Here is a 24,233-nt window from a genome sequence, read left to right as displayed (position 1 = left end):
GTCTGGGGGTGACGGTGGCGTCAGTGCCCGGGGCGCAGCCGCACCGGCAGGGTTTCCAGGCCGTGCATGGCGGTGGAGAACCGCCACCGCAGCGCGTCCTCGGACACGGCGAGGGCGAGGTCGGGGAAGCGCTCCAGCAGCCTTCCGAAGGCGATCTCGCCCTCCAGACGGGCCAGGGCGGCTCCGACGCAGTAGTGGATGCCGTGCCCGAAGGCGAGGTGGCCGCCGGCGGTGCGGGTGATGTCGAGCCGGTCGGGATCGGCGAACCGCCCGTCGCGGTTGGCGGCCAGCCAGGAGACCATCACGAAGTGGCCCTCGGGGATGGTGACTCCGCCGAGTTCGACCGGTTCGGTGGCGTAGCGGGGGCTGGAGAGGTTGTTCGGGGTCTCGTAGCGCAGGAACTCCTCGACGGCCTGCGGCAGCAGTTGCGGCTCGGCCCGCAGCAGCGCGAGCTGGTCGGGGTGGCGCAGCAGGGCGAGGGTGCCGCTGCTGATGAGGTTGACCGTGGTCTCGAAGCCTCCGGTGAGCAGGACGACCGCGGTGGCGATGAGTTCGTCGCGGGAGAGCCGGTCCCCGTCGTCGTCGCTGACGTGCACCAGGCGGGTCAGCAGATCGTCGCCGGGGGTGCGGCGCTTGTCCTCCACCAGTTCGCCGAGGTAGCCGGCCATCTGAACGGAGGCCGCGCCGATCTCCTCAGGCGTGGAGGCCGCGACCATGGTGCGGGACCAGGCGGTGAACCGGTCCCGGTCGGCGAAGGGAATGCCGAGGAGTTCGCAGATGACGCGGATGGGCAGCGGCAGGGCGTAGTCGGCGAGGAGTTCGGCCTGGTCGCCCCCCGCGTCCATGGCGTCGAGCAGTTCGTCGGCGATCGCCTCGATACGCGGACGCAGCGGCGCGACGGCGCCTGCGGTGAACACCTTGGTGATCAGGGCGCGCAGCCGGGTGTGGTCCGGCGGGTCGAGGTTGAGCAGGTTCTTGGCCAGTTCTGGTGCGAAGTGGCTCTCGGTGTCCTCGCCGCCGCCCAGCCGCAGTCGCTCCAGCCGGTCGTAGACGCCGTCACTGCTGAGCCTCGGATCGGTGACGGCGGCACGGGCTTCGGCGTGGCCGGTGACCAGCCAGACGGGGAAGCCGCCGGGCAGTTCCACGAAGCGTACGGGCGCCGAGGCGCGCAGTTGCGCGGCGACGGTGTGGGCGTCCTGGATGAAGTCCTCGCTCAGAGGGAGGGGCGCGTGCGGGGTTGTGGTGCTCATGTGGTTCTCCGGAAGGTCGGGGTGAGGGAGGCGGTCACGGCAGGATCAGCTCCGGGCGGTACAGGTCCGCCCAGACGTGGAAGTCGAGGAGCCGTTCCAGGCCGGTGCGCACGGCGCCGGTCACGCTCGCCGGGTCCGCGTCGGCGGCGCGGCGCGCCCAGGTGTGGTCGAAGACGGCGAAGACCGGGTGGCTGTCGTCGGCGAGCACCTGACGGGTCTGCTCCTGGAGGGCGACGGCGTATCCGGTGTCCTGGGTCGAGGGGTAGGGGCTCTTGACACGTTCGGTGACCGAGCGCGGCAGCAGATCGGCGACGGCCTGCCGCAGCAACCCCTTCTCCCGCCCGTCGAGCGTCTTCAGCGCCCAGGGGGCGTTGTAGACGTACGACACAAGTCGGTGGTCGGCGAAGGGGACCCGCACCTCCAGGCCGGTGGCCATCGACATCCGGTCCTTGCGGTCCAGCATCGCCCGTACGAGCCGCGTGATGTGCAGATGGCTGCTGGTGCGCATCCGGCGCTCGAACGCGTCCTCGTGCGGGAGGTGTTCCACCTTCGCGACGGCTCCCGCGTACTCGTCGGCCACGTACCCGCCGATATCCAGCGCGGCCCGCAGCTCCGGGCGCAGCGGTTCAGTGCGGTCCGCCGTGTAGGTGTTCTGGAAGGCGAGCCAGGGGAAGGTGTCGGCGTCACGGGCGGCCGGGTGATGGAACCAGGCATAGCCGCCGAAGAGTTCGTCGGCGAACTCGCCGGAGAGCGCCACCGTCGACTGTTCCCTGATGGCCCGGAACAGCAGCAGCATGGAGCTGTCGATATCGCCGAGCCCGATCGGCATGCCGCGGGCGCCGACGACGGCCCGCCGCAGCGCGGGGTCGAGGAGCGCGCCCGAGTCGAGGACCACGTCGCTGTGGTCGGCGCCGACGTGCGCGACCATGTCGCGGATGTAGGGCGCGTCGGGGGTCTCGCGCAGTTCGTCGGGACGGAAGTTATCCTCGTAGCCGGCGAAGTCGACGGCGAAGGTGCGGGGCTTCTCCCCGCTGCGCTGCTGGTGGCGTGCGGCGAGCGCGGTGACGGCGCTGGAGTCCAGGCCGCCGGAGAGCAGCACGCACTGCGGCACGTCGGAGACGAGCTGCTGCGGGACGATCTCGCCGAGGAGTGCGGCGACACGGGCGATGGTCGCCTCCGCGTCGTCGGTGTGCTCGGCCGTTTCCAGCCGCCAGTAGGTGTGCTCCCGGACGCCGCCGCGATCCACGGTCAGGACGGTGCCGGGTTCGACTTCGTGCATATCCTTCCACAGTGACCAGCCGGGCGCCTTGGTGAAGCCGACGAGTTCGCGCAGGCAGCCGGTGTCCACGCGGCGTGGGAAGGCCGGGTTGGCGAGGATGGCCTTGGGCTCGGAGCCGAAGAGCAGCCCGTCCCGGGTGTGGTGGTAGTACAGCGGCTTGACGCCCATCCGGTCACGGACCAGGACCAGCTTCTCCTGCCGCTCGTCCCACACCGCGAAGGCGTACATGCCGGTCAGCCGCTCGGCGACCGCCTCGCCCCACTCCAGGTAACCGCGGAGCACCGTCTCGGTGTCGCTGCGGGAGGTGAACCGGTGCCCGCGGCGGACGAGTTCGTCGCGCAGGGAGAGGTAGTTGTAGGTCTCGCCGGAGTAGACGAGCGTGACCTCGCCCTCGGGGGTCCGGGTCGTCATGGGCTGTACGCCGCCGGGCAGGTCGATGACCGCGAGTCGGCGGTGGCCGAGCGCCCCATGCCGGTAGAGGCGCACCCCGCTCTCGTCGGGGCCGCGGTCGGCGAGGGTCGCGGTCATTGCTTCGACGGTCTCGCCCTGCCGGGTCAGATCCTGGTCGAACGCCACCCAGCCGGTGATTCCGCACATGAGTCGTCCTCAATTCGTCTGGTCCGGCCGGTGGACGGCCGGGGTAGTCATAGCTGGTCGGAAGGGTCAGGTGGTGGGCGGCTTCCGGGCCGCGAACACGCGGTGGCCCAGCGCCTCAAGGGGGTGCCCGGGCTCGGGCAGATCGGCCACCGGCAACAGTCCGGCGTCGTCCAGGACCGACCGCCACTGCGCGTGGGTGAGGAAGCTGGCGCCGGTGGCCGCCCGCGCGTCCTGCGGCGGCGTCATCAAGAACGCCTGCGAGGCGAGCACCCAGTACTCCTCACGCGTGGGTTCGGTGAGCACCAGCAGCCCGCCCGGAGCCAGCAGCCGGGCGAGCCCGCGTACCGAACAGTCGGTATCCGCAGCCGCGTTGAGCACTCCCCCGGCCACCACCACGTCGCAAGAGTCAGCGGCGTAGCCCTGGGCGAGCGGGTCCTTGTCGATGTCCAGCAAGCCGTAGGTGATGCGGTTCCCGAAGCGCTCCTGGGCGTGCCCCAGGAAGAACGGCGAGATGTCGGTGAACGTGTACGTGACGGATGGCTCCCCGGTCAGGCGGGCCAGTTCCGGCAGCACGATCTCGGTGGTCGTTCCGGTGCCGCCGCCCGCCTCCAGCACCCGCAGCGGGCCCGAGTGCGACCCGCCCCGCAGTTCCTGGGCGACCAGCGCGGCTGCGGCATGGTGCTGGTAGCGGGCTGTGACGCTCTCCGCGTACAGCGTGCGGGCCAGATCGACACGCCCCTGGGGGAACAGCAGTTCAGCGGCCTGCCGGTCCCCGCGCAGCAGCGTGGGCAGTTCCTGGGCGCACCGCTGCGCGTACTCGACGGTTCCGACCGCACCGTAGGCGGCGTGCCATTGCTGCCACGCCGGGCCCCACACCCGGTCCAGGTCGCCGTACGCCGCTACCGGCACGGTGCACCGGAAGCCCTCCGCCGCGTCCAGAGCGAGCAGCCCCTCGTGGGTGAGGACCACGAGCCAGCGCCGCAGGAGCCGGTGGTGAGCGGGGGCCGTGCCGGTCGCCGCAAGGATGCCCTCGGTCGTGTGGACGTCTCCCTCGCGGGTGAAACAGCCGCTCCGGTAGAGCGCGTTGAGCATGCTGTGCAGCGCGGCGCGGCCCACCGTGTGGATGGCGGCCACTGCCGCGCCGAGGTCGACGTCCCGCAGGGCCGCGTCCCCGACTGCACCGGCGTGCGCGGCGGCGTCGGCTGTCTGCCCGGACGGGCCGAAGGGCACGTGGGCGGCCGATGTCTTCTCCAGCGCCGGGCCCAGTGCTGCCCACGCCGCGATGTCTGCCGCCGTGACGCCTGGCTCGCAGCAGCGGACCCGGGCCAGTGCGGACAGGTCCGTGACGGCGGCCGACGGTGCGTCGGGCACGGCGCGTACAGCGGCGAGTGGCAGCACCGCCTCGGTGATGCCCTCCCGCTCCAGCAGGGCGAGCAGCCGGGCGGGCGGGATGTCCGGTGCGGCCACGGTCACATGGCCACCTGCGGCCCACGCTTCCAGCGCCGCGTGGGCGCCGACGGGGTCGTCGGCCAGGACGGCGGTGCGGGGCGGTTCTCCGTCTCCCTCTCCGTCTCCGTATCCGGGCTGCTCCGCAGCGCGCCGGGCGCCGGCCAGTTCCGCGAAGAAGCGCCGCGCCGGGGGCGGCAGGTCCGTGCCCGCGCCGGACGAGACCGCTGCCAGCACTGCCGCTGCCGGGTAATCCATCCCCTCCACGGAGCAGACGGTCTCCCTCCCCCGGTCGGCCAGCGCCCGCTCCAGTGTGGCGTTCGGCGCCGCGTCGGCCACCCGCGGCGGTGCGGCGACGGCGTGCCACAGGTACTGCCCCGCGGCAGCGTAAGGCGAGTCGTCGGAGGGCAGTTGGGCCCGCACGGCGAATCCGGCGGCGTCGAGTTCGGCGCGCCATTCCTCGGCGGAGAGGAACACCGTGTCGGTGCCGGCCCGCTGGTCGGTGAACCGCTGCCGCGGCTCGGCGGCGTACGGGGTGCCGGGCTGCGGGGAGAGCAGGAATGCCATGGAGGTGAGCACCGCGTCGGTGGCGCGCACCGAGTCGAGGAGCAGGAGCGTGCCGCCGGGGGCCAGCAGCCGGTGTATGCGGCGCAGTGAGGCGGCGATGTCGGTGGCGTTGTGCAGCACGTTGCCGAGCACGACCACGTCCGCGCCGCCGGCGGCGAAGCCCTGTGCCGCGAAGTCGGTGTCGATGTCGAGCTGTGCCGAGGTCACCCCGAACCGTTCGGTGGCCGCGCCGGTGTAGAGCGGTGAGACGTCGGTGAAGACATACTCAGCCAACTCGGCCGACTCAGCCGACTCGGCCGACTCCCCGGCCAGCGCGGCGAGCACGGCTTCGGTGGTCGCTCCCGTACCGCCGCCGAGTTCGACAACGCGCGGCCGCCCGGGGTGGCCGCGTACGGCGTCCAGGACCAGTTCCGCGCACTGGGCGTGCAGTCGGCCGGTGAAGAGGTTGCGCTGGTAGGCACCGAGCGCGGCGAGTACGTCCGTCTCGGCGAACAGCAGTTCCTGGGCGGTGATCCTGTCGCTGAGCAGCTCGGGGAGGCGTGCGAGCGCGGCCCGGTGGAAGCGGGCCATCTCAGGCGGGAACCCCAACTGGGCGTAGCTGTCCGCGAGTTCCGCAACCTCCGGAGCAGTCGTGCTGCCACTGCGGTGCAGGACCCCGTCCGGGTCGCTCCGCAGCAGTCCGGCCGTACAGAGCGCGGCCAGCCAGCGGCGCAGCAGCCCTCGGTGCCGGGGTGCCACGCGCAGCGCGGCGGCGAGCCCGGGCTCGTCGGCGGGCAGCGCGGGGCCGAGCACGGCGGCCATGGCGGCACGGCTGATGCCGTCGAGCCGGCCAAGCGCGTGGCGCATCTCCTGGCTGTCGGCGGGGGCGAGGGCGGACTCCGTCACAGCGCTCCCTCCTCAAGGACGGCGTCGCGCCGGAAGGGGTTTACGTCCGCCGGCAGCAGTTCGATTCGGGCCGCAGGAGTGCCGTCCGTAGCCGCCGCGGGGCGACCGACCCCGCTGAGGGCCTGGAGTACTCCCTCCGGGTCGAGTACATCCGCGGCGTAATGGCGGCCCGGCGGCACGGAGCCGTCCAGCACGGCCAGCGCGGAGAGTGCGGCGACGGCACCGCTGAGGAGAGCGTTGCCCGGCCCGTTCAGGACTGCCGTCCGGGCAGCGGGGCCCTGCGGCCCGTCGCCCTCCACGACGACGGCCAGGGTGACCGACGGGCGCCGCCCGGTGAGGTCGAGCTGACTCGCCCGGCACAGCAGGTCGGCCACCTCTTCGCGCGGCAGGGTGTGAACGCGGTCGAACGCGGCCGGCGTGTGCTCTCCGGCCACCACTGTCCACCAGTCGCCGCGCTCCAGGCCCAGGGTGCGGGCCGTGCGTTCGTCTTCGGTGCCCAGCTGCGGCAGCAGAAGACAGGCGCCGGGGAAGAAGGGCAGTCCGGCGCTCTGACGCCGGGTCAGCTGCCGGGCGCGCGGGGCTCCGTCGCGCCAGGCGGCAAGGGGGCGGGCCACGCCTTCGGCGGCGCCGTAGAGGTACTCCAGGGCTGCGACGCGGGTGAAGCGGTCGATCACCTGGGTGTACATGGCCAGGGCGCGCACCCGTGACAGGCCGGCGTCGCGGACCCGTGCGGCGACCGCCCGGGGGAACAGCCCGGTCAGGCCCGGCCGCAGCCCCGCCGACAGCACGGCGCTCCGTCCCGCCCGCTGGTAGCGGCCGGTGGAGAGCCGTGCGTACAGCGCATCGTCCCCGGCCGCGTCCACGTAGTCGCACCCCGTCTCCCGCGCCGCGTCGGCTGCCACCACGCCGGTCGCGTAGGACGGTCCGGCGCAGTTGACCAGGACGCCGAGCCCCGCGGCGAAGGCCCGTACGCTCTCGGGGTCGCGGGCGTCCACGGCACGGTGCTCGGCGGCGCCCTCCAGGTGGCGGTCCGCGAAGTGGGCAGCGGACCGGGCGGAGCGTCCGCCGATGCGCAAGGGCTGTCCGGCCCGGTGCAGGGTGCGCGCGGCGTGCCGGCCGACGTCGCCGTAGCCGCCGAGGACGCCGATCAACGGGTCACCTCCGCGCCGCCTCGTCCCACGCCGTCCGCAGCGTCGTCGCCAACCAGCCGCCAGCCGCGGCTGCGGCGGCGCTGCTCCCAGAAGCGGGCGTAGCGTCCGTCGGCCGCGAGGAGTTCCTCGTGGGTGCCGCGTTCGCAGACGCGCCCCTCGTCCAGGACGACGATCTGGTCGGCGGCGACCACGGTGGGCAGTTGATGGGCGATCACCACCAGGGTGGAGGTGCGCATCAGGGTGCGGAGCGCCCGCTGCACGTACGTCTCGATCTCGGGGTCCAGGGCCGCGGTCGCCTCGTCCAGCAGCACGATGGGGGCGCGCTTGAGTACGGCGCGGGCGATCGAGACCCGTTGCCGTTCGCCGCCGGACAGCGAGGCGCCGCCCTCGCCGACGGGCGTGTCCCAGCCCTGCGGCAGCCGGTGCACGATCTCGGGCACCCCGGCGATCCGCGCGGCCTCATGGATCTCCGCTTCGGTGGCGTCGGGGCGGCCGACGCGGATGTTGCCGGCCAGGGTGTCGTCGAACAGGTAGACGTCCTGCTGGACGAGGGAGAGCTGCGCCATCAGCTCTTCGGTGGGCGTCTCGCGGACGTCCGCACCGCCGACCCGTACGGTGCCCTGGTCCACGTCGAAGAACCGGGCGATGAGCCGGGTGAGGGTGGTCTTGCCGGAGCCGGAAGCACCGACCACCGCCGTCATGGTGCGCGGCGGTACGCGCAGAGACACCCCGCGCAGCACCGGCGCTTCCTCGGTGTAGCCGAAGGTGACGTCCTCGAAGACGATCTCGCCGGGCCGGTCCAGGGCCACAGGGCCGGTGTGCTCGGGCAGCGGCCGTACGTCGAACAGGGCGGCCAGGCGGCTCAGATCGTTCCCCGCCATGCGCAGCATGCCGCTCATCCCGGCGGCCTCCGAGAGCGGACCGACGAACCGGGCGGCGAGCGCGAGCAGGGCGACCAGCGCGGCCGGTTCCGTGGCGTCGTTCAGCACGAGCGCTACGCCGGTGACGACCAGCGCCGCGAAGCACAGTTGAATGGCGAGGCCGTTGGCCAGCAGCCGCGGCATGGTCTCGGCGAGCATGCGCCCACCGGCCCGGGTACGGCCCTCGACCGCGTCCTCCAGCGGCGCGTGCCCCTCGCGGTCCCGGCCGAAGGCGCGCAGTGTCTTCTGGGCCCGGGCGAACTCCACGACCCGGTTGCCCGCCAGCGCGTCGGCCGCCTCCCGCTGCTCCTCGGAGCGGCCGATCCAGGATGCGGACCAGCGGTGGGTGACGTACAGCAGCGGGGCGCAGCACACCAGGACCAGACCCAGTCGCCAGTCGAGGACGAGCATGGCGGCCACCACCGTCACGGGGGTGACGATGCCGCTGACGACGGGGGTCAGCAGGTGGGCGAAGACGTTGGTGACGGTGAAGGTGCCGGTGGTCGCGCTGCGGGCGAGGCGTCCGACCTTCTCCGAGGTGAACCAGCCCAGCGGCAGGGTGACCAGGTGGTCCCCGAGCCGCTCGTGCAGGGTCGTGAGGGTGGTGACTGCCAGGTTGAAGCCGCGCATTGCCTGCTGGTAGCGGGCGATACAGGTGGCCAGGACGACAACGGCCAGTACTGCGAGTCGGCGCAGCGCGGCGTCGGTGTCGCCGTCGAAGACGGCCCGCAGCACCGGTACCAGGAAGGCCATGGCGATGCCTTCGAGCATGGCGTAGGCCAACAGCCACGCCAGGTAGCGACGGAGTGCGCCCCGGTGATCGGGGCCCAGGATCGTGGCCAGGTGGCGGATCATCGCTCGTTCTCCTCTGCGGACGGCGCGGCGGCCCCCGGTCGGCCGCCGGGCGGGACGACGCCGTCGTCGGGGTGGTGGTGGGCCGCCCACCTGCGGGCGTACTGTCCGCCGGCGGCGAGCAGTTCGTCGTGGGCGCCCTGCTCGGCGATCCGTCCACCGTCCAGTACCACGATCTGGTCGACGTCGGTGATGGTGGACAGCCGGTGGGCGACGACCAGGACGGTGCGGCCGCGCACGAGGGTGGACAGCGCGTCCTGGATCTCGGCCTCGGACTCGGGGTCGACGTAGGCGGTGGCCTCGTCGAGGACCAGGACGGGGGTGTCGGCGAGCAGGGCGCGGGCGATGGTGAGCCGCTGCGCCTCACCGCCGGAGAAGATCGCGTCCTCGCCGATGACCGCGTCGTAGCCACGTGGCAGCCGCGTGATGCGGTCGTGGATCCGCGCTGCTGCGGCCGCCTCGGCGAGTTCCGCGTCGGTGGCCTCCGGTCGGCCGAGGCGCAGATTGTCCGCGACGGTTCCGTGCAGCAACTGGATGTCCTGGAGCACGAATCCCACGTGCCGGTACAGGTCGCGGGGCGCGATCTCCCGCACGTCCGTCCCGCCGATGCGGACCGTGCCGCTGTCGACGTCGTGGAAGCGCGGGACCAGCGCTGCGAGGGTGGATTTGCCGGTGCCGGAGCCGCCGACGAGCGCCGTCACGGTGCCGGGGCGGCAGGTGAGGCTGATGCCGTGCAGCACGGGGGTGCCCTGCTCGTAGCCGAAGGTGACGTTGTCGAACACCACGTCGTTCCCCTGCGGGCTGTGCGGGCTGTCGGCCTCCGGAAGTTCCGGGGTGCCCAGCAGTGTGGTGATCCGGCCGGCGGCGGCAACTGCTTTGCGCTGCGCCGTCAGGCCCTGGTTCAGGGTGAGCAGGGTGGAGGGGAGCACAGCCGCGACGAGGATCTCGGCGAGGACGTCCGCGGGGGTGACCCAGCCCTGGGCGGTGAACCATGTGCCGCCCGCGAGTCCCACGAGGGCGATCACCGGGACGGACAGCGCCATGGAGGTGTACGCCTCCAGTTTCAGCACCGGCCGCACCCAGCCGGTGTACTGGTCGCTGTAGGCGCGCACCGCATCGCGGTATCCGGCGTGGGCCCGGCGAGTGCCGCCGAAGACCTTCACCACCGAGATGCCGTGGACGAACTCCACGACGGCGGCGCTGACCCGCCCGAAGGCGGCGTCCAGCTGACGCATCTTGTCCGTGAAGCCGCGCATCATGAAGGCGTACGCGGTGAAGTACACCGGGAGTGTGACCAGGGCGAGCAGGGCCAGCCGCCAGTCCACCCAGCACAGATAGCCCAGCCCGGCCACCGGCAGCACGATCGCGCCCGACAGTTCGACGTCGTGGTGGGCGACCATATGGTGCAGGTCGTCGATATCCTCCTGGGCAGCCTTGCGCACCCGCCCCGAGGTGGTGGCGGAGTACCAGCCCAGCGGGACCCTGCCGAGCTTGCCCACCATGCGCCGCCGCAGATCCGCCTGGAGTCTGCCGTCGGCGAGATGGGTGATCCACAGCGCCGCACCGTTGCAGCTCCAGCCCAGCACCAAGGTGACGGCGACGACGACGGCAGCCGTGACGACCCGGCCGCGGTCCAGCGGTCCTTCGGCGAGCAGCGCGCGGCCGATTTCGGCGATGCCGACGAACGGCATCAGGGTCGTCAGAGCGCCGATGCCGCCCAGGACGACGCCGAGCCGGGTCATCCAGGCGACGGGGCGCCGCAGTTCCTTCAGGGCGCGGGCGGTTTCGCGCTGCTCGTCCCTGTCCGGCTCCGTGGGCTGAGTGGCGGGCCGGGGGTCCTGTTCTTTCGTCACCGGTTCAAGTGGTGACGTTTCTGAAGTCTCTGCCTGTGCCTGTGTCTGTGTCATCGGCCGCCTCCTCGCGGCGTGGTGCCGGCCGCGCGAAGCGGGGCGGCCAGGTGTTCGGCGACGGTGTGGACGTGGGGCGGCTCGATGACGCTGAAGTGGTTGCCGGGCACGTCGGTGACGGTGAACCGGCCCAGGCAGGTGCGCTCCCAGAACGGTGCGGCGAGGTGCCCGACGCCTCCGGTGACCCCGAAGGACTGCTGCTCCTTGGCGCGGAGGAACGTCATGTCCCCGGCGTACGGCTCCAGTTCGAGGTGAGCGGCCTTCATGCTGTGCCGGCATGTACGGAAGAGCGCCGGCACCAGTTCGGCGTCGACCGGGACCTGGGCGTTGTCCTGCGCTGCGCGGGCGTATCCGGCCAGCCGCTCGTCCTGGTCGCGGGCTGCGGCACGGCGGGCGGCCGCAGCGACGGCGGCCAGCCCGGGGTCGCCGTCGAGTGCGGCCAGGGCTCCGGCGGGGATCGCGCCGTCGTGGCGTTCGGTGAGCAGTTCCACGGCGCGGTAGACGTCGGCGGCGGCAACGTCGGGCCCGAAGACCGCAGGCACCGGGTCCAGCCCGAGGTTGGGGACGAAGATGGACTCGTAGGCGAGTTCCTCGTCGGTGGCCAAGAACATCGGGATGCTGTCGACCAGCGTCAGATCCACCACCTGCAGCCCGCGTTCGGTCAGCCTGCGGGCCACCTCGGTGGCCAGCAGTCCGCCGAGGCAGTAGCCGATGAGCTGGAAGCGGGTCCAGCCCTCGTCGGCCAGCCGCCGGGCGTACTGATCGGCGACGGTGGCCACCAGGCGTTCCGGTTCGGTCGCGGTGTACTTCCCGGCGTCCGCGACGGCGACGCCGATCACGGGTCCAAGGTCCTGTCCGGCGAGGGCGCGGCCGAGGTGCTGGAAGTAGTCGAGCGTGCCCAGCGCCGCGTGGAACATCACCCGCACGGTGCCGTCCCTCTCCGCTGCGCCTTCCGTGCCGTGGCTGCCGCCGAAGGGGACCAGCAGGGCGTTGCCGGTGGTGTCCGGCGCTTCGCCCCGGGCCTCGGCAAGGGGCTCGGTCGCTTGCCGCAGGGCCCGGGCCAGGGCCGTGACGGTGGGCTCGTTGAGCATCTGGCGCAGCAGGGCGTCGTAGCTGAAGGAGGCGGCCTCGGGGATCTCCTCGCGCAGCCGTCCCGCGACCCGGGCCAGGATCAGCGAGTCGGCGCCCAGGTCGTAGAAGTTGTCGTCGGGCCGGACTGCAGCCGCGCCGAGAGCAGCTGCCCACAGTGCGCACAACTGGCCTTCCAGGCCGCCCTGTTCGGCGGGGCCAGGCATGGCGGCTCCGGCGAGTTCCCCGGGGAGGCGCAGGGCGAGGGACCTGCGGTCGATCTTGCCGTTGGCCGTGGTGGGGAGGGCGTCGACGAGCTGGAGGTGGGTGGGCACCATGGGCGCGGGCAGCCGCTCGGCCAAGAACGCGGTCAGCTCGTCGGGGCGCAGGGCTGCCCGGTCGGCCTTGGCCCGCAGGACGAACAGCCGGTGCCCGGCAGCATCGAGGGCGTGGTCCGTGCCGGGGAGGGCGAGCACGTCCTCCAGACCCGCCTCGGCGAACAGGTGCCGCCAGCGGCCCTCCGTCAGCAGCGGGCACTGCCCCAGCTCCCGGTCGCCGCCCGTCGGCTCCATCATGAAGCCCTGGGTGAGCAGGATGTGCGGGTGCTCCGCGGTCGGTTCGGTGACAAGCAGGAGCCCGCCAGGAGACAGCAGCTCCACGGCGGTGCGCACCGCCTGCCTGGTGTCGTGCGCGCTGTTGAGCATGCCGACGCACACCACCACGTCCGCGGAGTTGGGCAGCAGCCCCTGGGGCAGCAGTTCGCCGTCGGCGTCGAAGACGCCGTACCGCAGACCGGTGCCCTCGAACGTCTTCCTGGCGCGGGGCAGGAAGGACGGGCTGATGTCGGTGAAGAGGTAGTCCACGTCGAAGCCGTCGAGCAGCGGCAGCACGGCCGCGGTGGTGGCGCCGGTACCGGCGCCCAACTCCACGACCCGCAGTGGCCCTTGCGCCCGGTGGTCGGCGGCGGCGCGGTGCACGAGTGCGGCGGCTGCATGGTTGAGGTAACGGGAGAGCGCGTCGTCCCGGTACACGGCGTGCGCCGGGGCATCCTCGCCCTCTGGAAAGAGCAGTTCGAACGGGTTGAGGGTGTCGTCCAGCAGCGCGTCGAGCCGGTCGGCGTGTGCCCGGTGGTAGGCCACATACGCGGGCGTGCACAGGCCGTGGCTCACCCCTTCCGCGGTGCGCTCCCATGCTTCGGCCACCTCGTGCTCCGTGACCTGGCGGGCGGCGCGGTACCGGCCCTCGGCATCCCTGCCCAGCAGCCCTGCGCCGGTCAGGGAGGCCAGCCAGCGCCGTACCAGCCAGCGGTGCCGTGGCGCGACGCGGGCGGACTCCAGTACCTCGTCCGCGGTATGCGCTCTCGCCTGGTCGACGAAGGCGCCACGGCTGTGCAGCGCGTGCAGCATCGTCAGGTGCGCTGCGTGGTGGAGTGCGGCATGGTGCTCAGCGACTGTGCTCCGGTCGACGCCGGTCAGTTGCCGGTCGGCGTAGCGGGCCGCCGCCTCACGCAGGCGGGTGTTCGTCGCGTGCGCGTCGTCGGGGGCTCGGCGGGCGGGTTCGGCGAAGCCGAGCAGTATCCGGTCGCTGTCACCGGTGCTCACTACCGCGGCGGCGGTGCCGACTCCGGGATGGGCGAGCAGGGCGGCCTCGACCTCGCCCAGTTCGATCCGGTGGCCCCGCAGCTTGACCTGGGTGTCCTCCCGGCCGAGGAACTCGATCTCCCCGCCGGGCAGATACCGGCCCACATCTCCGGTCCGGTACAGCCGCTGACCGTCGCGCGGATGGCGGGGAAAGCGACGGGCCGTCAGCTCCTCGTCACCGAAGTAGCCGAGGGCGAGCCCGTCCCCGGTGATGCACAACTCCCCCGGCACCCAGACGGGACAGTCCCGTCCCTCCTCGTCGAGCACCCGGAAGCCCTGATTGCGCAGGGGCAGGCCGTACGGGATGCTGGTCCGCTCCGCGTCGGCCTCCGTGATGGGGTGGTGGATCGACCAGATCGCGGCCTCGGTCGCGCCGCCGAGGGAGATCAGCTCCAGGCCGGGCGCGTGGCTGCCGATGCGCGCGGGCAGCGTCACCGGGATCCAGTCGCCCGACAGCAGCGCGAGCCGCAGCGTGGAGAGGTCGCCGCCTTCACCGGTCAAGTAGTCGGCGAGCATATGGAGCTGGGCGGGGACCGAGTTCCACACGGTGACGCCGTGCGTGGCCACCAGCTCCGCCCAGTGCGAGGGGTCCGCGCCCCGGGACGGGTCGGGCAGCACGAGCGCGGCACCCGCGGCGAGAGCGCCGCAGACGTCGTACACCGACAGGTCGAAGCCGAGCTGGGCGAGCTGGAGCACCCGGTCCTGGCCTGTGATGCCGAACCGCTCGGTGATGTCGTCCAGGGTGTTGACCGCGGCTCGGTGCGAGGTGACCACGCCCTTGGGGTCGCCGGTGGAGCCGGAGGTGTAGATCACGTACGCGGGAGCGTCCGGGTCCGGGTCCGGGCCCGGGTACGCGTCCTGCGCTGCCGGTATGCGGGCCACGGGTTCCAGGCGGTCGACGTCAGTGTGCCCGAGGTGCTCGGGCCACTCTTGCGCTGTCACCCACGACTGGGTGAGCACGTGCCGCACCTGCGCGTCGGTGAGGAGCCGGTGGGCGCGCAGTGCGGGCTGGGTGGTGTCGACGGGGACGTAGCCGCAGCCGGCCAGCAGCGTGCCGAGCACCGCGGCGGCCTGCTCGGGGCCCTTGTCGGTCACCACCGCCACCCGGTCGCCCGCCGCACATCCGGACGCGTGCAGCGCTTCGGCCACCGCGCCCGCGCGGCGGGCGAGTTCACCGAAGGTCACCGTGCCGAAGGAGCCGACGAGCGCCGGCGCGTGGGGGGTGCGGTCCGCCTGGGCGAAGAATCCCTGGTGCAGCAGACGGTCGGGGAGCGGCCCTGCGGTGTCGTTGGCCTGCTGACGTTCGCGTATCTGCCAGTCGGGCAGCGCGACCGCATCAGGCCGGTCCCAGGCTTCCGGGTCGTCGGCGAGGGAGGTGAGCAGCGCGGCGAACGCTTCGAGCATGTCCTGGACCATGCCGTGGGGGAAGATCCCCTGCCGTACGTCCCAGTTGACCTCCAGCTCCCCGGAGCCGTCGCCGACCTGGCAGTCGAGGAAGACCTGCGGTGTCTGGGTGATGCCCACGCCCAGGGTGCGTCCGCTCTCGGCCGAGGAGCCGGGGCCGCAGCCGAGCGCGCTGGTGAAGACGTACGGCATGAGGGCGGCTTCGGAGCCGCGCTCCCGGGTCAGATCACGGATCACCTCGATGCCGGAGTACAGCCGGTGGTCGAGGTCGGCGAACAGCCGCTCCCCCAGCCGGGCCGCACGCTCGGCGAACCCGCTGTCCGCCAGGCCGTCGACTGCCAGCAGGGTGACGGAGGTGAAGTCCCCGACCAGCCGGTCCACATCGGGGTGCAGCGGCATCCGGTTGAGCAGGGTGAGGTTGACGGTGAACGACGAGCGGCGGCTCCACCGGTCCAGCACCGAGGCGTAGGCGGCGAGCACCACGTTGGTGGGGGTCAGCCCGCGCTCGGCGGCGTGGGCGCGCAGCCGGTCCCAGGCGTCGGCGGCCATCCGGTGGGTGAGCCGCTCGAAGCGGGGCGGGCCCTGGGTCCCGGCCTGCGGGCCGGTGGCGAGGGGAAGGTCGGGTGCCGCGGGCAGGGCGGAGAGACGGGATCGCCAGTAGTCCCGGTCGCGGCGGTAGCGCGCGGTCTCGCGCAGGCCCCGTTCGGCGAGGACGTAGTCGCGGAACGAGATGGCGGGCTGCGGCAGCGACGAGGTGTCGGCCGGGTCGTCGGAGGCCAGGAGGACATCCAGTTCGTCCAGCAGGATGGCCGCGCTGCCCCAGTCGGCCACCAGGGAGTCAAGGGAGAAGTGCAGTACATCGCCGTCCGGGGTGCGGCTCAGCCGCAGCTCGAACAGGGGCCAGTGGGTGGTGTCATACGTACGGTGTCCCAGCTGCGCACGTACGGACTCGAAGTGGTCCGCCACCACTTCCGACTTCTCACGCAGGTCGGTGACGGCGATCCGGCAGCGCGGCACCTCGGGCAGTACGCGCTGGTAGCCGTCCTCCGAGACGACGGCGCGCAGCATCCCGTGCCGGGCGATCAGCGCGTTCCAGGCGTCCTCCAGGGCGCGCGGGTCGAGTGACGGGTATCCGACCTCGAGATAGCCGTGGCAGGCGACCCCGCCGTGTCCGAAGGAGTCACGGCGTCCCAGCAGGTAGGCGGTCTGCACATCGGTCAGCGGAAAGGGTTCGGCCGCGGCCTCGGGATCGGCGACGACCGTGCCGGCCGTGCCCTCGGCCTCCAGCAGCGCGACGATCTCCGCCTTGTGGGCGCGCAGTGCCTCCCGCCGTTCCGCGGTCAGCACGCCCTGCGGCGAACGGAACCGGATCTGTCCCTCGTCGCTCCACAACTCGACGCCGAGGGCGAGCAGTTCGTCGATGATGCCGGCCGCCGTCGTGGCGGTGGTGGTGGGTGCGGTCATGATGTGCTCGGTCCCTCGTGGTGTGGAGTGTGCGGTACTTCGGCACCGGCGGGGCGGAGTACGGCGCCGTGCAGCAGTTCCGGTTGAGGCGGTGCGGTCAGTCCGGCCAGGTGGAGGGCGCGTACGCCGGTGGTGGGGGCCTCCTCCAGCCGGATGCCGGGTGCGTCGCCGACCAGCCGCCGTACGGCGGGCAGGTCCGCCGCACTGACACCGAGCACGACGGTGGTCAGCGCCCGCGCACCGTTGGGATGCCGTACGTGAGCCGGATGCTGCGGCGGGTCGTAGGGCGTGACCAGGAACGGCAGCCGTCCGGCGCGCGGGTAGGCGAAGCTGAAGCGGGTGGTGGCGCCGTCCGGGCGGCGGCGGTTCCAGCGCACGATGCGTCCGAACGGCACGCCCTGTGCGGCCAGTTCACGCAGCCGGGCGATGAGAGCGGCTTGATCGACGAGCAGCGCGAGATCGCAGAAGCCCTCCTCCTGCCGCGCCCAGCGCACCATCCGCCCGCCCGCTCCCCGCCCGAAGCGGAGGCTGACCGGAAGCCGCAACCAGCGAGCGCCGCGCGGCGTGCTGAGCAGCTCGATCACCGGCCCCTCGGGGAACCACACATGGGCGTGCAGCGCCTTGTCCTCCGGCGCGGTGGCGTAGGCAACCTCGAACCCGGCGGCGCGGAAGTCGGCCACCGCCCGGGGCAGATCGTGCACCCGGAGCAGGACGTGACTGCAGCCGAGGGTGGCCCCACCGCCGGGGGCCGGGATGCTGTCGCTCATCGGGTGACACCCCCCGCGGAGGCGGAGGCGACGGCGGAGGCGACCGCACTCTCCAGCTCGGTCACCGGCACTGTCGGCGGTTCGCCGGGCCGGATCAGCTCCGGCATGCCCAGCCGTGCCGTCAGGTCGGCCCAGCAGCGGGAGACGGACAGCGCCCATTGACCGGCGACGGGGCGCAGCGCCGGGTCGGCGATCGCGTCCCGCAGCCGGTGCAAGGCGGCCAGCACGGCTTCCGGCCACAGCCGGGCGAACACCTGGTGGTAGCTGTCGGCGGCGCCGTACAGCTGGACAGTGGAGGGCGTGGCCAGACGCTCCGTACCGGGTCCGGAGAGCACCAGGCGGCCGGTCGCGTCCCGGGGGGCGTGCAGCCGGGGGTTCCACAGGACGGGACCGTGGGTGTCGGCGAGGGTGAGCACCCCGGCATCGGTGCCCAGTGCGATGCGGTGCAGCAGGTGGGAGTGGTTGTCCGGGTCGTCGGGGTGCACCTCGTTCTGCACCCGGAGGGTGACCGGGATCCCGCCCGTCACGGCATGCAGCGTCCGGAACGGCTGCGGCCCCTGTGCGGGGCCGGCGAGTTCCGGGCCGGGCGCCGCGTCGGCGTCGAACGCCCAGGGGCGCAGGCTGCCGACGGCTCGGCCGAGTACGTCCAGCAGCGGGTAGGCGACCTGGCTGTTGCAGGCGGCGTCCACGAACCGGACCGGAACGCGGGCGCGCAGCACCTCGGCTGCCGCGAGAAACGCGCGCACCGGCGCCAGGTCCGGGTAGAGGGTGCCGACCGCGTAGGCCGCATCCCCCTCGCGCGCTGCCCGGATGTTGTCCGCGAGTTCCCCGGGGTGTACGGGGTGCTCCTGGAGCACATGCATGCCGCGCCGCAGTACGGCACGTGCGATTTCGGAGCCGGGGCCTCCGGTCGCCCCGGACCGGACGACGACGCACACCACATCGGTGTCGTCGGGTATCTGGTCGGCTGCGGTGTACAGCGGAACGCCCGCCCGGCGGGCCAGGTTGCGGGAGTAGTCGCCGCCGCGGGCCAGTACGCCGGTGAGTTCGAAGCCGGCCGGGTCGGCACGTACGGCATCCAGGTAGATCCGGCCGAAGGCGGTTCCGGCCACGACCACCCGCAGCGGTCGCCGCGGGGCGCTCATGAGGCGGCCTCCACGGTGGCCATGGGCCGAGTACGGGCCGGCTGCTCCGGCGCCGGAGCGGGGACCAAGTGGCCGCTGACCGCCCGCAGTTTCTCCCGGGTCTCCTCCAACTCCCGCTCCGGTGTGGAGTCGCCGACGATCCCGGCGCCCGCCCTCAGCCAGGTGCGGCCGTCGCGGCGCAGTACGGCGCGCAGGACGAGCGCGGCGTCCAGGACACCCTCGGCATCCAGGGTGACGACCGCACCGCTGTAGAGGCCCCGTGCCTCTCCTTCGGTGCGACGGATCAGCTCAGCGGCGGCCGGTTTGGGTATACCCGAGGCGGTGACCGCGGGGAACAGCGTGGCGAGCGCGTCCCACCGGGTGGCTCCGGGCGAGAGCCGGCCGTGCAGCACGGAGGCGAGGTGCTGCACGCTGCCGCGCTCCTTGACGGCCATGAACTCCTCGGTGCGTACGGTCCCCGCGGAGCACACCGTCTCCAGTTCGGCCTGGGCGAGCCGCACGGAGACGGCGTGTTCGTAGACCTCCTTCGCGTCGCGGTACAACTCGGCGCGGCGTGCCGCGTCCCGGGCCCGGTCTCCGGTCAGCGCGCGGGTTCCGGCCAGGGGCTGCGCCGTGACGGTGCCGTCGGCGCCGACCCTGGCGACGATCTCGGGGCTGAACCCGGCAGCCTCCCAACCGCCTTGGGCCAGCAGGAAGGACCGGGCGGGCTCATGCGAGCGGCGCCCCGCCAGATAGGTGGCGGGCAGGTCCACAGCGCCGGGAACCCGCACTGTCCGGGAGAGGATGACCTTGTCCAGTTCTCCGGCCCGGATGGCACGCACTGCGGCACGGACGCCGTCCTGGTAACGCGCCGCGTTCTCGTCCAGGTCCACGCTGATCCGGGAGGCGGCCGGGGCCTCGGCACGTTCGGCCGCCGCGTACAGGCGGCGCTCCAGCACATCCAGGCCGCCGATGTCCGCGGCTCGCAGGATCGTCCCCGAAGCGCCCAGCCGGACCTCCCGTTCGGGCAGGACGAACCGGGCCAGTGGCCGCCCCGCAGGGGCAACGCCCAGGCAGGCGTGGGCGAGTTCGAACATTATCCATCCGTGTACACCCGCGCCGCCCTCGGCGAGCGAGTCCAGCAGCTGCCCGGCGGTGGCCAGCGGATGGGTCCCGGCGGGCACGCTTCGTTCCTGCGGTGCGGCCCGTCCGCTCAGCCGGACCGTATCGGCGCCGACCTCCACCACGGCCGCCTCGCCCTCCGCCCAGGAGACCGCACCGCCCGACTCGTACAGGAGGTACGGCTCGGCCGTCTCCGCGCTCAACGCGGCTGCGGTGGCGACGGGATCGCCGTCGAACAGGAGTTGCCGTTCGAGCAGGACGTGCTGGTGTCTCACGAAAGTGTCTCGCTTTCCGCGGAGCGGCCGGGGACGGCGGGAGTGCCGGCCGAGCGGGCGACGTCCCGCAGCAGGCCCAGCACCGGCTCCCGGCCGGGGTTGAAGTAGAAGTGACCGCCGGAGAAGGTCCGCAGCGCGAACCGTCCGGCGGTGTGGTCCGACCAGCGCTCCGCCTGCGGGCTGTCGACCTCGGTGTCGCTGTCGCCGATCGCGGCCGTCACAGGACAGTCCAGCGGCGGTCCCGGCACGTGCTGGTAGGTCTCGGCGAGCCGGAAGTCGGCGCGGACGGCGGGCAGATACACCGAGCGGAAGACCGGGTCGCGCAGCAGTGCGTCGTGGGTGCCGCCCAGCCTGCGCAGCTCGGCGACCAGAGCGTCGTCGGAGCGGGTGTGCAGATCACCGCCGACGGGCAGCGACGGGGCGCGGCGCCCGGAGACGACCAGATGCGCCGGCGCGGCGCCCAGTGCCGTCAGGCGACGGGCAGCCTCATACGCCACCAGGGCTCCGAGGCTGTGCCCGAACAGCACCAGTGGGCGGTCGGTGAGCGGCAGCAGCGCGGAGCACAAGCCGGACAACAGCGGCTCCAGCTCCCCCACCGGCGGCTCCGAGATCCGGTCCTCGCGCCCGGGGTACTGCACCGCGGAGAGCTCGACGCTCTCCGGCAGCCCCGTCCCCCACGCCGCGTACGGACCGGCCGTGCCGCCGGCGTGGGGCAGGCAGACAACGCGGACTTCAGCGCCGGTGCGCGCTGTTCGGCAGCGCAACCATCGGTCCGTCACGTACAGCTTCTCCTCTCCTTGGCCGCTCCATGGCCGCCCGCAGCGCACGCCCGGTGCACGCGGTGCGTCGATCGCCCAGAGGTGCGGGAGCGGCATGGGCGCGCAACCCCATACAAGGCTTATTGAAAATGATTGTCAATACTATAAACTGTCGCCGCGCTTGCCCCGCCCGGCACAGGTGCACCCCAACCTGCCGCGTACGTACGCACGTTCACGGCCCCGAGCACCGCTCATGCCCCAGTCACCCAGTCACGACCTTGGAGTCGCCATGGCCTCGAACGCCGTACCCTTCAACACCCGGACATCCATGACCTGTGTGGCCGTCGGCGCCGCGTTCGGCCTCGTCCTGATCCCGGCGAACCTGCTGGCCAACGCGACGGCAGCGCTCCCGGTACTGGTAGCGCTCTGCTACGGACTGTGGGTGCTCCCCGCGCTCGTCGCGGTCGCCCTGCTGCCGAGGGCGGGCGCCGGCATCATGGCCAGTACCGTCTCCGGCCTGGTGGCCGGTTTCGGCTCCGGCTACGGGCCTTTCATGATCGTGATGATGGCGCTGTGGGGGCTGCTGCTGGAACTGCCCTTCCTCATCACGCGTTTCCGCCGCCTCGGCACCGGGATGTTCGCCCTCTCCGGAGCGGTGATCGGCGTGATCAGTGGCCTGTGGACAGCCGGGTTCCTCGGCTTCAACAGCCTCTCCCCGCTGGTACTCATCAGCATGATCGTCGCCGCGCTGGCCAGCTCCGTTGTCTTCGCCGTCGCATCGGCACGGCTGGCCGCGCGGCTGCGCAAGGCCGGTGTCGGCACGGTCGTGCACCGTGCGCCCGACTCCCCCACGCCCGGCTCGGCCACGGAGGGTCGCAGCTGATGGAGCGTACGCGGACGCATCCGAAGCCGCCCGGTGACCCCGCTCTCCCGGGCGCCGAACCACTGGTCCGGCTGCACCGGGTCCGGGTACGTCATCACGCATCCGAGGACTGGACGGGCGACGGCACGGATCTGGAACTGCGCACCGGCGAGACCGTGTTGCTACTCGGTCCCTCCGGCGCGGGGAAGTCAAGCCTCGCGCTCACCCTGAACGGGCTCGTTCCGCACAGCGTTCCCGCCGACCTGGACGGCACCGTCACCGTTCGCGGCATGGACAGCCGCACCACGACGGTCGCCCGTCTGTGTGCGGAGGTCGGCATGGTCTTCCAGGATCCCGACGCCCAGGTGGTCACGCGCAGCGTGCTGGATGAGGTGTGCTTCGGCCTGGAGAACATTCTTGTGCCGGCCGAGGAGATCGTCCCGCGCGCTGTCGCGGCACTGCGCACCGTGGGACTGGGCACGGACCCGGCAGGGCTTGCCCGCGATCCGGGCACCCTCTCCGGCGGCCAGCGGCAACGACTGGCGCTCGCCTGCGCGCTGGCGCTACGCCCCGCAGTGCTGGTCCTCGACGAGCCGACGGCCAATCTGGACCCCCTCGGAGTCCGCGACTTCTACCGCGTACTGGCCCGCACACGCACCGAGGGCACCACGACGCTGCTCATCGAACACCAGCTGGACGACGCCGTATCCGCGGTCGACCGCGTCATCGTGCTCGACGCCCGGGCCCGGGTACGTGCCGAAGGCCCGCCCGGACAGGTCTTCGGCCGCCATGCCCGACTGCTCCACGAACTGGGCTGCTGGCGTCCGGCAGCTGTGGAGATCGCGGAGCGCACCGGGTTCCCGCTCGCCGAAGCCACGGACCCGCCGCTGACACCGGAAGACCTCGCCGAATCGGTCCTCGCCCATGCGGCCGTCCCGGAGCCGCCGCGTCCGGTGGGCACCGGCGACGCCATCCGTACGCCGGACGGTGACGGCCCGGCAGCAGCGCTCCGCGAGGTGACCGTGCGCCGCGACGGCCGGACCGTGCTCAAGGAGGTCTCCCTTGCCGCTGCGCCCGGTGACTTCCTCGCCGTCGTCGGCCCCAACGGGGCGGGAAAGACCACGGTGCTGCGCACCATGGCGGGACTCATACGCCCGGCGTCGGGAGCAGTGCTGGTGGATGGTCAGCCTGTCAGCAGAAAGCAAACGGTGCGGTCCCCGTCCCGGATGGGATACGTCTTCCAGAATCCGGAGCACCAGTTTGTCACCGGTTCGGTCCTGGCCGAGCTCGCGCACGGCCTGCAAGTCGGCGGAGTGGGCGAGAAAGAGACCGCAGACCGTGTGGCCGACGCCATGAAGCGTTTCGGTCTGACCGCTCACGCCGACCGCAGCCCCTTCCTCCTCTCGCACGGGGAGAAGCGCCGCCTCTCTGTCGCGACCGCCCTGATCACCCGTCCCGCGTTGCTGCTGATGGACGAGCCCACGTTCGCCCAGGACCAGGCCAGCAGCCGAGAACTGCTCGAGCTGGTCGCACAGATACGTGAAGCGGGCACCACTGTGGTGGCCGTCACCCATGACCTGCAATTGGTGGCCGACCACGCCACGCAGCTCGCGGTACTGGCCGACGGCCGCCTGCTCGCCCAGGGAGGAGTGCGGGAGCTCCTGAGCGACGACGCGCTGCTGGAGCGGGCGGGCCTTCGTCCCCCGCCAGTACGCAGGTTCGCCTCCATACTGGCCGGTCGGTATCCCTCATGGGGCCGGGTCTGCGGCTTCCGGGATCTGCCAGCCAACGCCTTCGAACGGGACCCGACATGACGCAAGCAGGACCGGACATGACGCACGCGACCCACTCCGCAGGCACCGGTACACCCGGCCCCCTCCCGCCTCCGCCTTCCCACCGCGGCTTCCTAGGCCACATCAACCCGCTGGTGAAGCTCGGTGTCGCCCTCCTGGCCATGGGCGTCGCCTACCTGGCCCAGGACCCACGCGTACCGGCGGGCCTGCTCTGCGCTGCGGCGGTGGCCTACCTCGCGGGGACCCTGCCCCGTCCCGGGCCCGCCGTGGCGGCGCTGGCCGTTGCCGGTCTCGCCCTGTGCTGGTTCACCGTGCTGTTCTCGCTGCTCGCCTCGGCGGAGACGGCCGCCGGCACCCCGACGGCCGTCTCCTGGGGACCGCTGAACCTCAGCGAAGGCGCCGTGCGCTACGGGGCACTCATCGCCTTCCGGCTCGGGGCGATCGTCGTCCTGTCCCTGCTGGCCGGTGCCGGAACCTCACCCGAGCGGCTGCGCGTCGCACTCGTCACGCAGGCCCGCGTCCCCTATCGCTTCGCCTACGCGGCCCTGGCTGGGCTGCAGTTCGTCCCAGTCTTCCGCGCACAGGCCGCAACCATCCAGGACGCCCACCGCACCCGCGGGGCAACTGTAGGCCGCGGCCCGCTGAACGCCGCGCGCCGATGGGCACGCATGATGGTGCCCCTCATGGCCGGTGGCATCCGGCACGCCGAGCGGGTCTCACTGGCGATGGACGCCCGCGGCTTCGGCGCCCACCAGCATCGCACCGAGCGCACCGTAATGCGCTTCACGAAGGCCGACGCCCTGTACGCCGCACTGTCCTTGGCGCTGACGGCCGCCATTGCCTCGGTCGGCCGATGGTGACCCGCGGTACTGCGGCGCCGACGCTCGCAAACGTCACCGCCTGCGGCGCTGTGCACGTACAGGACCGCCCCGAACCGTGCGGCCCCGGACCCCACCCGCGCAAGTGGCAGCAGCCACCGCGCAAATTCCCATAAACCCCCTGACACAATTCACCCCAACCACCCACTCCCCCATGAACAGTTGGTCGAGCGCATGGTGCCGGACGAGCTGGGAGAGTTGTTCCTCCGAAGGGTGATCCCGCC

The 24,233-nt window shown here is 72.5% G+C and carries 14 protein-coding genes; 3 read left to right on the top strand and 11 right to left on the bottom strand.

Features of this window, described 5'->3' with window-relative positions:
- Nucleotides 1–20 precede the first annotated feature (20 nt).
- The 11 genes from ACTWQF_RS17910 to ACTWQF_RS17860 form a co-directional block, all read right to left on the bottom strand.
- The gene (locus ACTWQF_RS17910; protein ID WP_443280410.1) at nucleotides 21–1,250 is read right to left on the bottom strand and encodes a cytochrome P450 family protein; all 1,230 of its coding nucleotides are present in this window, start codon (nucleotides 1,248–1,250) and stop codon (nucleotides 21–23) included.
- A gap of 34 nt (nucleotides 1,251–1,284) precedes the next feature.
- Nucleotides 1,285–3,126, bottom strand: a complete 1,842-nt coding sequence (gene asnB, locus ACTWQF_RS17905; protein ID WP_443280409.1) for an asparagine synthase (glutamine-hydrolyzing) — start codon at nucleotides 3,124–3,126, stop codon at nucleotides 1,285–1,287.
- 66 nt (nucleotides 3,127–3,192) lie between these two features.
- A complete protein-coding gene (locus tag ACTWQF_RS17900) occupies nucleotides 3,193–6,024 on the bottom strand; it encodes a methyltransferase (RefSeq protein WP_443280408.1) in 2,832 nt (943 codons plus the stop codon).
- Nucleotides 6,021–7,175, bottom strand: coding sequence for a saccharopine dehydrogenase NADP-binding domain-containing protein (locus ACTWQF_RS17895; protein ID WP_443280407.1), 1,155 nt, complete (start codon nucleotides 7,173–7,175; stop codon nucleotides 6,021–6,023). The genes ACTWQF_RS17900 and ACTWQF_RS17895 overlap by 4 nt, the downstream gene beginning before the upstream one ends.
- Nucleotides 7,172–8,950 (bottom strand): ABC transporter ATP-binding protein, encoded by a 1,779-nt coding sequence (locus ACTWQF_RS17890; protein WP_443280406.1) that lies wholly within the window; start codon nucleotides 8,948–8,950, stop codon nucleotides 7,172–7,174. Before ACTWQF_RS17890 ends, ACTWQF_RS17895 begins: the two co-directional genes overlap by 4 nt.
- Nucleotides 8,947–10,800, bottom strand: coding sequence for an ABC transporter ATP-binding protein (locus tag ACTWQF_RS17885; RefSeq protein WP_443280405.1), 1,854 nt, complete (start codon nucleotides 10,798–10,800; stop codon nucleotides 8,947–8,949). The genes ACTWQF_RS17890 and ACTWQF_RS17885 overlap by 4 nt, the downstream gene beginning before the upstream one ends.
- Nucleotides 10,801–10,850: 50 nt before the next feature.
- Nucleotides 10,851–16,430: an amino acid adenylation domain-containing protein gene (locus tag ACTWQF_RS17880; protein WP_443280404.1), complete on the bottom strand. Its 5,580-nt coding sequence runs from the start codon at nucleotides 16,428–16,430 to the stop codon at nucleotides 10,851–10,853.
- On the bottom strand, nucleotides 16,427–17,197 hold the full coding sequence (locus ACTWQF_RS17875; protein WP_443280403.1) for a VOC family protein: 771 nt from the start codon (nucleotides 17,195–17,197) through the stop codon (nucleotides 16,427–16,429). The genes ACTWQF_RS17880 and ACTWQF_RS17875 overlap by 4 nt, the downstream gene beginning before the upstream one ends.
- Entirely contained in the window at nucleotides 17,194–18,342 is a 1,149-nt protein-coding gene (locus tag ACTWQF_RS17870; protein WP_443280402.1) for a Gfo/Idh/MocA family oxidoreductase, read from the bottom strand. The genes ACTWQF_RS17875 and ACTWQF_RS17870 overlap by 4 nt, the downstream gene beginning before the upstream one ends.
- Nucleotides 18,339–19,718 (bottom strand): salicylate synthase, encoded by a 1,380-nt coding sequence (locus ACTWQF_RS17865; RefSeq protein ID WP_443280401.1) that lies wholly within the window; start codon nucleotides 19,716–19,718, stop codon nucleotides 18,339–18,341. The genes ACTWQF_RS17870 and ACTWQF_RS17865 overlap by 4 nt, the downstream gene beginning before the upstream one ends.
- Entirely contained in the window at nucleotides 19,715–20,497 is a 783-nt protein-coding gene (locus ACTWQF_RS17860) for a thioesterase II family protein (RefSeq protein ID WP_443280400.1), read from the bottom strand. The genes ACTWQF_RS17865 and ACTWQF_RS17860 overlap by 4 nt, the downstream gene beginning before the upstream one ends.
- A gap of 268 nt (nucleotides 20,498–20,765) precedes the next feature.
- On the opposite strand from ACTWQF_RS17860, the gene ACTWQF_RS17855 reads away from it, so the two are divergent.
- The 3 genes from ACTWQF_RS17855 to ACTWQF_RS17845 are packed head-to-tail and all read left to right on the top strand — an operon-like array spanning nucleotide 20,766 to nucleotide 23,991.
- The gene (locus ACTWQF_RS17855) at nucleotides 20,766–21,359 is read left to right on the top strand and encodes an ECF transporter S component (RefSeq protein ID WP_443280399.1); all 594 of its coding nucleotides are present in this window, start codon (nucleotides 20,766–20,768) and stop codon (nucleotides 21,357–21,359) included.
- The gene (locus ACTWQF_RS17850; RefSeq protein ID WP_443280398.1) at nucleotides 21,359–23,152 is read left to right on the top strand and encodes an energy-coupling factor transporter ATPase; all 1,794 of its coding nucleotides are present in this window, start codon (nucleotides 21,359–21,361) and stop codon (nucleotides 23,150–23,152) included. The genes ACTWQF_RS17855 and ACTWQF_RS17850 overlap by 1 nt, the downstream gene beginning before the upstream one ends.
- A gap of 17 nt (nucleotides 23,153–23,169) precedes the next feature.
- Nucleotides 23,170–23,991 (top strand): energy-coupling factor transporter transmembrane component T, encoded by an 822-nt coding sequence (locus ACTWQF_RS17845; protein ID WP_443280397.1) that lies wholly within the window; start codon nucleotides 23,170–23,172, stop codon nucleotides 23,989–23,991.
- The last annotated feature ends 242 nt before the right edge of the window (nucleotides 23,992–24,233 follow it).

The sequence above is a fragment of the Streptomyces sp. 8N114 genome, assembly GCF_052245835.1.
Classification (GTDB): domain Bacteria; phylum Actinomycetota; class Actinomycetes; order Streptomycetales; family Streptomycetaceae; genus Streptomyces.
Note: the sequence above shows the minus strand (reverse complement) of the source record. Positions and strands in the feature narration are given on the sequence as shown.